The 12,702-nt window shown below is 24.7% G+C and carries 16 protein-coding genes and 2 pseudogenes; 2 read left to right on the top strand and 16 right to left on the bottom strand.

Translation table 4 applies throughout. The features are described from left to right. Positions 1 to 164: 164 nt before the first annotated feature. Positions 165 to 326, bottom strand: a complete 162-nt coding sequence (locus tag AAHH39_RS02555; protein ID WP_342218733.1) for a hypothetical protein — start codon at positions 324 to 326, stop codon at positions 165 to 167. Positions 327 to 564: 238 nt separating this feature from the next. On the opposite strand from AAHH39_RS02555, the gene AAHH39_RS02550 reads away from it, so the two are divergent. Both AAHH39_RS02550 and AAHH39_RS02545 read left to right on the top strand, forming a co-directional pair. Next, the gene (locus AAHH39_RS02550) at positions 565 to 879 is read left to right on the top strand and encodes an HU family DNA-binding protein (RefSeq protein ID WP_286641782.1); all 315 of its coding nucleotides are present in this window, start codon (positions 565 to 567) and stop codon (positions 877 to 879) included. A gap of 354 nt (positions 880 to 1,233) precedes the next feature. Next, complete coding sequence (locus AAHH39_RS02545) at positions 1,234 to 2,166, top strand: IS30 family transposase (RefSeq protein ID WP_342219308.1); 933 nt, start codon at positions 1,234 to 1,236, stop codon at positions 2,164 to 2,166. Positions 2,167 to 2,295: 129 nt separating this feature from the next. Here the strand turns inward: AAHH39_RS02545 and AAHH39_RS02540 are convergent, their stop codons facing one another. The 15 genes and pseudogenes from AAHH39_RS02540 to rpmG form a co-directional block, all read right to left on the bottom strand. Further along, the gene (locus AAHH39_RS02540) at positions 2,296 to 3,909 is read right to left on the bottom strand and encodes an MATE family efflux transporter (RefSeq protein WP_342218732.1); all 1,614 of its coding nucleotides are present in this window, start codon (positions 3,907 to 3,909) and stop codon (positions 2,296 to 2,298) included. Positions 3,910 to 4,128: 219 nt separating this feature from the next. Beyond that, a complete protein-coding gene (locus AAHH39_RS02535) occupies positions 4,129 to 5,148 on the bottom strand; it encodes a hypothetical protein (RefSeq protein ID WP_342218731.1) in 1,020 nt (339 codons plus the stop codon). A 312-nt stretch (positions 5,149 to 5,460) separates the two neighbouring features. After that, positions 5,461 to 6,405, bottom strand: coding sequence for an IS30 family transposase (locus AAHH39_RS02530; RefSeq protein WP_342218730.1), 945 nt, complete (start codon positions 6,403 to 6,405; stop codon positions 5,461 to 5,463). A gap of 85 nt (positions 6,406 to 6,490) precedes the next feature. Then, a pseudogene (locus AAHH39_RS02525) lies at positions 6,491 to 6,667 on the bottom strand (transposase); the annotation flags it as partial. A gap of 174 nt (positions 6,668 to 6,841) precedes the next feature. Next, positions 6,842 to 7,364 (bottom strand): annotated as a pseudogene (locus tag AAHH39_RS02520) (IS5 family transposase); the annotation flags it as partial. Positions 7,365 to 7,396: 32 nt separating this feature from the next. Further along, on the bottom strand, positions 7,397 to 7,855 hold the full coding sequence (locus tag AAHH39_RS02515) for a hypothetical protein (protein WP_342218728.1): 459 nt from the start codon (positions 7,853 to 7,855) through the stop codon (positions 7,397 to 7,399). After that, positions 7,855 to 8,577 (bottom strand): alkaline phosphatase, encoded by a 723-nt coding sequence (locus AAHH39_RS02510; RefSeq protein WP_342218727.1) that lies wholly within the window; start codon positions 8,575 to 8,577, stop codon positions 7,855 to 7,857. Before AAHH39_RS02510 ends, AAHH39_RS02515 begins: the two co-directional genes overlap by 1 nt. 94 nt (positions 8,578 to 8,671) lie before the next feature. Continuing rightward, a complete protein-coding gene (locus AAHH39_RS02505; protein WP_342218726.1) occupies positions 8,672 to 8,854 on the bottom strand; it encodes a hypothetical protein in 183 nt (60 codons plus the stop codon). A gap of 139 nt (positions 8,855 to 8,993) precedes the next feature. Then, complete coding sequence (locus AAHH39_RS02500) at positions 8,994 to 9,359, bottom strand: hypothetical protein (protein WP_338958650.1); 366 nt, start codon at positions 9,357 to 9,359, stop codon at positions 8,994 to 8,996. A 19-nt stretch (positions 9,360 to 9,378) separates the two neighbouring features. After that, positions 9,379 to 9,759 (bottom strand): hypothetical protein, encoded by a 381-nt coding sequence (locus AAHH39_RS02495; RefSeq protein WP_342218725.1) that lies wholly within the window; start codon positions 9,757 to 9,759, stop codon positions 9,379 to 9,381. 178 nt (positions 9,760 to 9,937) lie between these two features. Next, complete coding sequence (gene rplA, locus AAHH39_RS02490) at positions 9,938 to 10,618, bottom strand: 50S ribosomal protein L1 (RefSeq protein ID WP_342218724.1); 681 nt, start codon at positions 10,616 to 10,618, stop codon at positions 9,938 to 9,940. A 1-nt stretch (position 10,619) separates the two neighbouring features. After that, positions 10,620 to 11,066, bottom strand: a complete 447-nt coding sequence (rplK, locus tag AAHH39_RS02485) for a 50S ribosomal protein L11 (RefSeq protein WP_174481438.1) — start codon at positions 11,064 to 11,066, stop codon at positions 10,620 to 10,622. 186 nt (positions 11,067 to 11,252) lie between these two features. After that, complete coding sequence (gene nusG, locus AAHH39_RS02480) at positions 11,253 to 11,885, bottom strand: transcription termination/antitermination protein NusG (protein ID WP_342218723.1); 633 nt, start codon at positions 11,883 to 11,885, stop codon at positions 11,253 to 11,255. Positions 11,886 to 11,904: 19 nt separating this feature from the next. Beyond that, positions 11,905 to 12,336 carry a preprotein translocase subunit SecE gene (secE, locus tag AAHH39_RS02475; RefSeq protein ID WP_174481440.1) on the bottom strand — a complete coding sequence of 144 codons (432 nt, stop codon included), beginning with the start codon at positions 12,334 to 12,336 and terminating at the stop codon, positions 11,905 to 11,907. Positions 12,337 to 12,347: 11 nt separating this feature from the next. Then, positions 12,348 to 12,497 (bottom strand): 50S ribosomal protein L33, encoded by a 150-nt coding sequence (rpmG, locus tag AAHH39_RS02470; RefSeq protein ID WP_342218722.1) that lies wholly within the window; start codon positions 12,495 to 12,497, stop codon positions 12,348 to 12,350. Between the last annotated feature and the right edge of the window lie 205 nt (positions 12,498 to 12,702).

Genomic DNA, 12,702 nt, shown 5'->3' with positions numbered 1-12,702 from the left:
TCTTTAAGTTCTTTCTTTTAATTATGTAGAAAAGTATGGATGACCAAAAATTATTCATCAATTTACACTTAAAATATTATTTTTAATTAAAAATTTGTTAAAAGTAACATTATTTAGTGTAAAAATTCTCTAAAAATAACACTTTATCATGTATCATTACTTTTCTACAAAATTAAAGGTTCTTTCTCAGTTGGTTTAGTAATATCAGCAACTGATATTGGACCTAATTCTTTCTTTTTTAATACTGTATCTAAATTAACTACAGCTTGGTCACCACAAGCTACAACTGAAGTAGTAGCTACTGTTGTTAGGGTTAATGCACCCATAAGTCTTAATAAATTTTTCATTTGCATATCTTAAATAGTTATTTACTTATTTTTTGAATTTTAACATACAAGAAAATGAATGTAAAGATTTTTTGCTTTGCACATGTTAATTAACATATAAATTTATATATTCAAATCTTATTTTTTTACTAGTCTTTGATTTTCATTAAATAAGGTTTTTTTAAAAAATGTTATATAATAATAAGTATCATTTAAGGCATGTTTTTATAGCATACTTATGGTAATTGGTGAAGAAAGGGTTGAAAATTTTATGCAAAAAAGTCAGATAGCACGAGCTGTACAAAAAAAATTAGAATTATCAGAAAAAGAATACAAAGAAGTGTTAGAATTTATCTTAGATAAAATTGCTACTGCTTTAATTAAAGGAGAAAAAGTAACACTACGTAACTTTGGAACTTTTACTATTAAATACCGCAAAGCTCGACCGGGAGTAAATCCACAAAATTCAGAACCGATGGCTATTCCTAGAAAGCGAGTAGTTAAATTTAATTCTTGTAAAGCATTAAAAAAGAGAGTTAATGAAGGTAAATAAATATTTTATTTTAGGAATGACTTCAATCAAATATAGATTGTATATTCATTCCTTTTAATTTGTAAAATTAACAACCTTTTTTAATCCCTGAATTGTAAAATTAAAAAGGACACTTATATAAAAATTAAATTGTGTTAATTCTATAATTAAGAAAAGAAAGGAATTAGCACAATGTATAAGTATCCTTTAATTTTGTAGAAAAGTAATGATACATGATAAAGTGTTATTTTTAGAGAATTTTTACACTAAATAATGTTACTTTTAACAAATTTTTAATTAAAAATAATATTTTAAGTGTAAATTGATGAATAATTTTTGGTCATCCATACTTTTCTACATAATTAAAATAAGTATCTGACTATTGAATCAATAATAGCAATAAAAGAATATAAAAGTTATGGATTTTCGATTCGTAAAATAGCAAAAGCCATTGATTATAGTAAATCAACTGTACATAGAGTTTGTAGATTATTAAATCAAAACTTATTACCATTAGAAATATTGAATAAAATTCAAAAAAATAAACAAAATGCAGGTAGAAAATTAATAATTTTAACTTTAATAGAAATTAATACTATTAATCATTTGTTAATTACTAAAAATTATGCTCTTGATATAATTGCTAATTTTTTAAAGGAAAATAAAATAAAAAGTATTTCAACAAAAACTTTATATAACATGTTTAAAACAAATCGAATGGGTTTTGATGAAAATAACTTATTGAGAAAAGGAAAAAATAAACCTCACAAACAAAAAGAAACTAGGGGCAGAATTAATAATTGTAAGTCTATTCATGAAAGAAATTTAATCATTCCTAATATTAAAAATATAGAAGAATTTGGTCATTTAGAGGGTGATACTATCATTGGTAAAGATCATAAAAGTTCTATTATTACTTTAGCTGATATATGATCAAAAACCACAATTCCTTTAGCAACTAAAAATAATAAATCAGAAAATATTACAAAAAGTATAATAAAATTTATTTCAAAGTTACAAAAAGGAACAGTTAAAACTATTACTTTTGATCGTGGTAAAGAATTTAGTAAATGAAAATTAATCGAAAAAAATTGTAATGTTAAGATTTATTTTGCAGATCCTGGTAAACCTTGTCAAAGAGGTTTAAATGAAAATAATAATGGTATTTTAAGAAGATATTTACCAAAATCTACAGATCTATCTTCATATAAACAAAAAGATTTAAATACTATAGCATTTCAAATTAATTCTACACCCAGAAAATCACTATCTTATAAAAGACCAATAGATTTAATACAATTATTTTAAAAAACTGTCCCATTTATATTTACAATTCAGGATCTTAAATAATTAAAAAAATACTCTGTTTTAAATGAGTATTTTTTATTTTCTTCATATATTAACATTAAGATATATTTTTATAAATTACTTAATCTATTATATTTTTATTAAGTACTTTTTTTCTGATAAATTAGATATTTGCGTTTTTTTATCTTTAGTTGTATGAATAAATGGTTTAGATTTTCAAAATGTATAAATTAATAATGGTAATAATATAAAAGCAGCAAATAAATCAATAAAGCCAAGAAATAAATAAAAATAAAAACCATTATGAGAAACATGTGCAACATAATATCCTAAACTTAAACAAACAATTGGCATTATAATTGTTCGTTGTAAACTAGCAAATAATGACAATTTACCACGATTAATTGATTGATAGAAAATAACAGCAACATAATGTAGTGTAGCTAATGGATAAAAAGCAAACTGCATAATAATATAAACTTTAAAGAATCTTGCCATTTCTAAATCTACGCCAAAGAAATGCATCATATATTGCCCTACTATTACTACTAATAATACTGAACCAATTAGCAACAATAAAAGTAATAAAGTTAAACGTCACATCAATTGTCAAACACGACTAAAGTCCTTTGAACCATAAACATAGCCAATTAATGCTCTTGCTCCCTGCGTAATTCCAATAATAGGTGCATTAATTAAAATTAACCAAGGCATAATACCACCATATAATTGAACAAAAACCGGAATACCAGTACTTCCTCCACCATGATAGTCTGGAGGTGGCAATGTATTTAAAATTTTAGTAGTAACCATTGCCAAAATACTTTGGGCAATATTTTGTAATAAAGAAGTTGCACCAATTAATAAAATGCCCGTTACTATTACTCATTTAAGTTTTAAGTGTGCTACTTTAAATCTTAAATTATCGGTACTATATCAAATAATACCTATTGAAAATAAATTAATGCTTGCTCAAGCAATAATAGTTGCATATGCAGTGCCTTCCATTCCTAATTTACCAGGAATAACAAAAATAAAATCTAAAGATATATTTACTAAACAAGCTGCAACATTAATTAAAATTGTTCATAACATCATTCCTTCACTACGTAACAATGAAACTAAAAAATAAGCAAAAAAAAGTAATGGTGTAGCAAGAATTAAAATTTGTGAAAATCTAAATGCTTCTTTAATTATTATTTCCCTAATTACTGGATTACTTCCAGCATCACTTCCAGCTTGAAATTCAATAATACTCTGACAACTAAAATACATAATGATCATAAGAACAATAGAAACTAAAAAAGATAATAAAAATCCATTTCCTAAATATTCTGACATTTGTTCTCGTTTATTTTGACCATATGCAATTGAAAACTTAATACCTGTTCCAGTTGCAACCATTAAAGCAAAGGAAACCATCATTGAAGAAGGAACAGCAGCATAAGTAGTAGCAATATTAATAATTTTTAATGCTTGTTCAGCAGTTATCATTATTCCTGAATTTTGATAATTATTATAACGATCAATAATACTTTGTCCACCTCATTGTGTAGCAATTCATTTATCAAAAATTTGATAAGTAGAAAAAATAATTACAGCAATTAAAGGTGGTGTGACCATAATAAAGATTGCTTTTCATGGATTTGCCGTGCTAAAAATAGCTTGTCTTTTCAACTTGTTTATTGAATTTCTTTCTGTTCGTTTATTGAAAGTAACTTTAGCAAGATTTTCTTTTTCCATAATATTATCCTTTCTAACAAAATTAATCTAATTAATATTATATTTTATAAAAGCTCATAACTAAAATATCTATTGCTGTCAGAAATAAAAAACATGTTTAGTATTTTAAAAAATGTTAGAAGAAAAAAAATAAAATATAAATTTTTATAAAAAATATAATTACATTATAACCTAATAATAAATAAATATTTAAAAATAATCTCTTTAATTTATTTTTATTTAAAAACTATCATTACTTCCAATTGAAAAAACAATTGGTATTTTATTAGTTTTTGACTTAGTTCCTGTATGAAAATCAGGAGTAATAATAACATAAACCATACCAACTTGTTGATAGTGATGATCAATAGCGTGTTTACCAGCAATATCACTAAAATAGTGAATAGTAAAATTACCAGTTAAAGGAGCACTCTTTAATTGATTAGAAGTATTAATAACATTCTTATTAATTTGTTGATATGTTAAATTAGGATTAACAATAATTGGATCCATTCCTGATAAATCCTTAATTGTATTTAAATCAGAACGCTTATCTGTTAAAGTTACTTTCAAAACGGCTGTTGTTCCTGTTCAATAAGGATCATTAACATCTGCTGTAATTTTAACTCAAATATCACCAGCAACCTGTTCTTCATCATCTGCTGCCACTTTTCCTTCTTCATCACTAAAATAATTAACAGTAAAACCAGCTGCTAACTTATTATTCTCAAATTGCTTAGCACTATTAAAAACAGTTGAATCAATTTCTTGATATTTTTTAGTAGTATCAACTTTAATATTAGATAAATCAGTAAGATTAGTAATCTTATCTAAATTGGCCTTTTGAATTGTTATTCTCAAATATTTAGTTTGACCTTTTCAATAAGGATCATGGTGATCGGCAGTAATTATAACATAAACATCCCCTGGTTCTTGTCCATCGTTATTAATAGTATCTTTATCACTATCATTTTTATAATAATTAACTTGATAACCAGCAGCTAGTTGATGTTCTTTAAATACATCTGCTGTATTATAAATATCTTTATTAATTTCACCATAATTTGATCCTATTATAAGTGTAAGTTTGATATTGCTTTCTTTAATTGTTCTGAATAATGATTTTGATATTATTTGTAAATTTTTATGATGATAATTAATATTATTATCTAATTCACTAGTAATTGATAAATTAGTTGTTGTGATAATTGGTGTAATAACAGTTGTTAAACTTACTAATGTTGTTAATAATGTTTTCATAAATTAATCCTCCCCCTTTTTAACACTAATTTTAGTAACATTTTATCATTTTTCAAATAAAGATGGTTGATTATAAAATGAGGGAAATGGTTAATAATTAAAAGATAATAATTATTTTTATTATAAGAGCAAAAGATTAATTATAATAATTTAATGAATAATTGCTTTCTTTTTTTCTATAGCAAATACTTTAAATTTAAATAGTTTTACATATTGTCTTGATAAAAAAGCACAAAAGAAAATTAAAATTGACATCTTAACAAATGAGTAAATTATAGTAACCTGAATTGTAAATATAAATGGGACAGTTTTTTAAAATAATTGTATTAAATCTATTGGTCTTTTATAAGATAGTGATTTTCTGGGTGTAGAATTAATTTGAAATGCTATAGTATTTAAATCTTTTTGTTTATATGAAGATAGATCTGTAGATTTTGGTAAATATCTTCTTAAAATACCATTATTATTTTCATTTAAACCTCTTTGACAAGGTTTACCAGGATCTGCAAAATAAATCTTAACATTCCAATTTTTTTCGATTAATTTTCATTTACTAAATTCTTTACCACGATCAAAAGTAATAGTTTTAACTGTTCCTTTTTGTAACTTTGAAATAAATTTTATTATACTTTTTGTAATATTTTCTGATTTATTATTTTTAGTTGCTAAAGGAATTGTGGTTTTTGATCATATATCAGCTAAAGTAATAATAGAACTTTTATGATCTTTACCAATGATAGTATCACCCTCTAAATGACCAAATTCTTCTATATTTTTAATATTAGGAATGATTAAATTTCTTTCATGAATAGACTTACAATTATTAATTCTGCCCCTAGTTTCTTTTTGTTTGTGAGGTTTATTTTTTCCTTTTCTCAATAAGTTATTTTCATCAAAACCCATTCGATTTGTTTTAAACATGTTATATAAAGTTTTTGTTGAAATACTTTTTATTTTATTTTCCTTTAAAAAATTAGCAATTATATCAAGAGCATAATTTTTAGTAATTAACAAATGATTAATAGTATTAATTTCTATTAAAGTTAAAATTATTAATTTTCTACCTGCATTTTGTTTATTTTTTTGAATTTTATTCAATATTTCTAATGGTAATAAGTTTTGATTTAATAATCTACAAACTCTATGTACAGTTGATTTACTATAATCAATGGCTTTTGCTATTTTACGAATCGAAAATCCATAACTTTTATATTCTTTTATTGCTATTATTGATTCAATAGTCAGATACTTATACATTGTGCTAATTCCTTTCTTTTCTTAATTATAGAATTAACACAATTTAATTTTTATATAAGTGTCCTTTTTAATTTTACAATTCAGGTCTTCTGTATTTTTCTAATCAAGCAAAGCTTCGTTCTACAATTCATCTTTTTGGTAATACTACAAAAGTATGTAATTCATTACGTTTTATCACTTCAACATTTGCATTTATGATTGTTTTGATTTCAGAAGCAAATTTTTCACCAGTATAACCAGCATCTACTATTATTTTTTGAACTGCAGAAAGATTTTTTAATTATGTAGAAAAGTATGGATGACCAAAAATTATTCATCAATTTACACTTAAAATATTATTTTTAATTAAAAATTTGTTAAAAGTAACATTATTTAGTTTAAAAATTCTCTAAAAATAACACTTTATCATGTATCATTACTTTTCTACAAAATTAAAGGAAAGATTTTCTTTTTCATTTTCAATCATTATTATAGCGCTATTACGATCTGTTTTTTCTGCTGTGGTTATGTAAATTGCATGTGGTAAACCTTGAGAATCAACAACAATATGACGTTTTATGCCTGAAATCTTTTTACCAGCATCATAACCTTTATTTTCAGTAGTATCTGTATTTTTAACACTTTGCGAATCAATTATACAAAAACTAGTTTGTTCTTTGCGATTATTATTGATACGAACTTTTTTAACTAATTTTTTTTAAAATTAATTGCAATACACTAGGTTCTTTACCATTATTTTTACTTCAAATTTGAAAATAATAATATACAGTTTGTCATTTTGGAAAATTTTTTGGTAGCATTCTTCATTGACAACCACTTTTTAATACATATAAAATTGCACAAAATACTTCATATAAATCTAAACTTCTTGGTTTTGTTTTCTTTTTGCTATTTTCTAAAATTGATTTTATGTTCTCAAATTGTTCTTTGGTGACATGACTTGGATAATTTTTATGCATATATACCTCTTATTTTAAAATATATAATCATTTTACATTATTTTCGAAAAGATTCTAAACAGGTTCTTAGTAACAACTTTTACTAATGCGCTACCACCAATAATAATTCATATCATTCATTTACCATAATCAAAAAATAATAATTTAAATCATAATCCTATCATATAACCTATTGTTACATATCCTTCTTTAAAAGCAAAAAAATCTAAATACATAAAACTTGTAACTAAAGATAAAATCATAATAGCTAGTATTAATTTACTATACTCTTTTCAACTAAAATTATTATTGGCACTTAAAAAACCAAATGATATCAATATAACAAATAACATTGGTGAACAAAAATAAGCATTAAAAGCATGTAAACTACCACCAATATTTAAAGTAACATTTTGTACATTATTTCAAACAATAAAAATAGTAGCAAGCACAATAAGTAATCTAATGCCATTATTTCGAAAATTAATTTGTTTAAAATTGATAATATCCATTACTTAAACTCCTCACTATGATCATACATATTTGTCATATCAAAAAAAGGTGTTAAAATTGGCTGACCATCTCAAATTATTGGTCGTGAATTAATATCTAATAATCAAACAATAGTAGCTGGAATATCATAAATTTTAATTTTATCTGGAATAATTCCATGTTTTGGAATACAATTCCCTGCAAAAAGCAAAGGAATTTTTTGTTCAGCATCAGAAGAATGACCATGATATTGTGAAACACCTCCATGATCAGAACTAATAATTAATAAGGTATCTTCTCACATTTCTAAATCTTTTAAATTTTCAATAATACCTCCAATATATTTATCAGTCTGACTAATTGCTTGATAATATTCTTCACTATTTCATTCACGTGAATGACCTGCTAAATCAGGATTAACATAATAAAAAAATGAAAATAAAGGTTTATTACTTAATACGTTTTTGGTATTTTCAAAAGTTTGTTTATCATTTTCTGTTGCACAATAATTACCATTACTACTAATTAAAGTTTTTATATTTTCTTGTCCTTTGGGTTGAAAATTAGCAATCATTTCACCTTCACTAGCATAACCAAATAATTTTTTTGAAGGACCATACTTATCAATAATAGAACTAAAAATACTTACTTGATCAGCTTTTACTTCAGCATGAACAGTATGATGAACATTCCACAAATCTTGATCAACAACACCATACTTAATAGGATCTGTAGCAAACATAACACTTGCTTAATTTGCAGCAGAAGAAGTTGGTAAAACATCACGTGCTTCCAGTGTATACGCACCATGATGCATTAAATAGTTCATATTTGGACTATAACCACTTTTTAATGCATAACTCGCCATACCATCAACACACCCACCCCATAACTACATGTTTAGGTTTTTTTGCTTTAGGAACCAATTGATTAGTTGGTTCATTTGTTAAATAATCGTTACTATGTGGTACATAATTTAAAATTGGATCACGATAACTATCGTAACTAATAGTTATCATAATCCAAACTACTACTCACACAATATTTATTAGTAAAAAAACAATTATTTTTTTAGAATTAAACATCATAATACACCCTTTTTAATGAAATAATGATTATTAAATTTTACTATAAATAAATTTATGAAGTAATTATATATTAAATTCTTGACTTTCATCATCCTCTAACTAATAAACTAACTCCAAGAACAAAACATATTGGTACAATAATGATTAAAAAAATAATTGCAAAATAAACTTGTTCAAAAGGATGAGAAACATAAGTATTTTTAGCCGCTTCTATATCTAGTTGATCTCAATTATAAAACAAATTAATAATACCATAGTGTTTTAAACTTCAAAAACCGTTACCAAGAAAATTATTATAATGATCATTAAAAATAGCTGTTCCAAATAGTATTAAACTAATTATTAGAAAAAACAAAGTTAAAATGCATAAGAATAATCCTAGTTTTTGCTTTCAATCCCAAGATGTAACTTTTTTATATTCTACATTTTTATCCATATTTAACACTTACTAAACACTAAGAATATAATCAACGTTTAAAATAACCAAATATTAAAGATAAAACACTAAGACCAAGAAAGATAGCAGTTAAAATTACTGTAAATACAATTCCGACAACTACTTGCGCAAGGGGATAAGTTAAAAGCTTATCACTAGTAGCATCTGTTCACATTTGATCATAGCCAGCTTTGCTTAAAAAACTATCAAGTCCTCATATAGAAATAGCATGAAAACCGTTTCCAGCATATTGTGAACTTCCTCCACTTGGGGCTTTAAAATTGGCTGTTGCAATTAAAATTAGTCCTAATGCTAAACAAAGCAAACTAATTACCAGTGAGGTAAAGCCAATTTTTATTCCTCAATTTTGTTTCTTAAAAAGATTTATAAGATTTTTCATTAAGGTTTCTCCTTTACTACCTAATTATTTTATTGTTTTACCAAAATAATGTATTAATTGGTATTATCACAATAAATAAATTATAGCGTAAAATTTTTTTAAATAATAAAAAAATTATGAATAAAAACATAAAAAAAACATTAGTACTTTTACTAATGATTTTTTCTATATTATTATATTATTCTTCAATTAATACTTTAATACCAGGGCCCATTGCTGTAGTAATACTTATATTTTTAATATAAGCACCCTTAACCGCTGCAGGCTTAACTTTTCTTAAAGTGTTAAGAATTGCTAAATAATTATCTTTTAACCCTTCTTGTGAAAATGATACTTTACCAAGAATAACATGAATATTACCTTGTTTATCAACACGATATTCAACTTTACCTTTACGAATATCAGCTATTGCTTTTTGAACATCCATTGTTACTGTTCCTAGTTTTGCTGTAGGCATTAATCCTTTTGGTCCTAATACTCTACCAATTTTTCCTAATTCACCCATTATTTCAGGTGTTGCAATAATAACATCAAAACCAAATCAACCTTTTTGAATTTTTTCAATCATTTCCTTACCACCAACAAAATCAGCTTGACTTTCCATTGCCTCTTTTTGTTTAGTAGTAGTTATTACTAAAACACGTTGTGTTTTTCCAGTTCCTGCTGGTAAAACAATAGAACCACGTAACATTTGATCAGCATGTCTTGGATCAACATTTAAACGAAATGCTGCTTCAACTGTTGCATCAAATTTTAATGATGAAGTTTGTTTAGCTAATTCTAAAGCACGATCAATTGGATAAACTTTAGTGTTATCAACTAATTTTGCAAGTGCAAGATATCTTTTACTTCTATTCATATTAAACACCTTGCTTTCCATCTTCAACAGTAATGCCCATATTCTTGGCTGTTCCTGCAACAATTTTAATTGCATCTTCTAAAGAATAAGCATTTAAATCAGGTAATTTAATTTGAGCAATTTCTGTAATTTGAGCAATAGTAAGTGTTCCTACTTTTGTTAATTTAGCATTTGATGAACCTTTTGCAAGTTTCAATGCTCTTTTTAAAAGAAATGTTGTTGGTGCAGTTTTTATTTTAAAGTCGAAAGTTTTATCTTTATATGCTGTAATAAAAACTGGAATTGGAACCGGATTAACATCATCTTTTTGATCTTTGGTTTTATCGTTAAATTCTCTACAAAAACGTGGCATATCAATACCGAATGATGCTAAACTAGCACCTGGTTTGGCACTACCAGCTGGTAATTGAATAATACCTTCACGATTAATATTTTTTTTATCTGCCATGAGCAACTCCTCCTAAATGGATTCTCACTGTGGTCCAAACGAATAAATCTTCCACAAGTTTAAACATAATTAAAGTCTATTTATATATATATAAATAGTACTTTACAAATAATAACATCATTATAATTAGTAGTCAAATATATTTTAATTTTATTTTACCTGAATTGTAAAATTAAATAGTTTAAACTAAACTTTAATTTTTTTACAACTATCATATTCTACTTTAATTTCGGTTTGACGACCAAACATATCAACAGAAACTGTTGCAACACCCTTATCTTCATCTAATTTAATAACTTGTCCTTCTCGGCTTTGTAAAGCACCAGAAGTAATATGAACAAAATCATTTAACTCAAAATCACGAATAATTTTTTTTGTCTCTTTAACTTTAGGTTGTGATGAATTTTTAGAATTACGATATAACATTTCATTAACTTCTTTAGTAGAAAGTGGAGTTGGTGGTACGCCTTTACCACTAGAACCAATAAAACCATTAATTCCTATTGTATTACGAATATCATATCAAGTATCTTCGGTTAAAATCATATGAACAAAAATATAACCCGGAAAAATATTTTTTTCAGTTATTTTTTTATCTTTATCTGGTATTGCTTCTTTAACAACCCTAACTTGAAAAATATTATCTTTTAAATTTAATTTTTTTTCAATTTTATTTTTCAAATCAGCAGCAACTTTATCTTCATGACCTTTGTTACAATTAACAATATATCATTGTGCTTGCTCAATTCGATGTTTATGTGTTTCTTCTAATGATGTAGTTTTCACTAAAGGGGTTTCTTTTTTTATTCTTTCGCTCATTTTTTGGCATCTCCATTTTTTACATTATTTTTAATAAAGGTAATACAAATAGTAATAACTGCTCAATTCCATAAAAGAATAGTGCTAAGACAGCAATAAATAATACTGTTGTAATAAATTTATTATTTAATTGTTTTCTTGGTGTTCAACGAGTTCTTCTAATTTCTCTTGATAAGTATAAGAAAAAATATTTATGATAAGTTCTCGCTTCTTTTTTATAATAAAAACGTTCTTCAGGCGTACGATTTTTACGTTCTTTTTCTCAAATTTCGCTAATATTAACCTTTTTATTTTTATCGGCTGTTCGTGGATCAAAACTTGGTTTTCCTTCAGAAGTTCTTTTTGTTCTTAAAGGTTTAATTTTACGTAAAATATTAAATTTACTTTTTAAAAGAGCCAATTTTTCAGGATTAATTTTTGGTTTTTCTTTTGATTTGTCTTCTGCACTCATGAAAATTTCTCCTAACGTGATTCCTTATGTAAAGTATGTTTTTGACAATGTTCACAATATTTTTTTAGTTCCATACGCTTTTTATATTTAATCTTATTTTTGTATGTATGATAATTACGATTTAAACATACAGTACAAATTAAAATTATTTTTTCGTTCATTAAATTCACCTAGAAAATTTAACCATTTTTAATTATATTATTATTTAAAATAAGTGTCAATTTTAAAATATTTTTATTTTAAAAACAAAGTTAAATTTTTAATCTTTCTTTAAAATTCATCATTTCTAAAATAATTGTACAAGAAAAAATAAAATAATAAATAAAAAATAATTTTTATTAACCTGAATTGTAAATATAAATGGGA

Source organism: Spiroplasma endosymbiont of Amphimallon solstitiale (assembly GCF_964030965.1).
GTDB lineage: Bacteria > Bacillota_I > Bacilli_A > Mycoplasmatales > VBWQ01 > Spiroplasma_E.
Note: the sequence above shows the minus strand (reverse complement) of the source record. Positions and strands in the feature narration are given on the sequence as shown.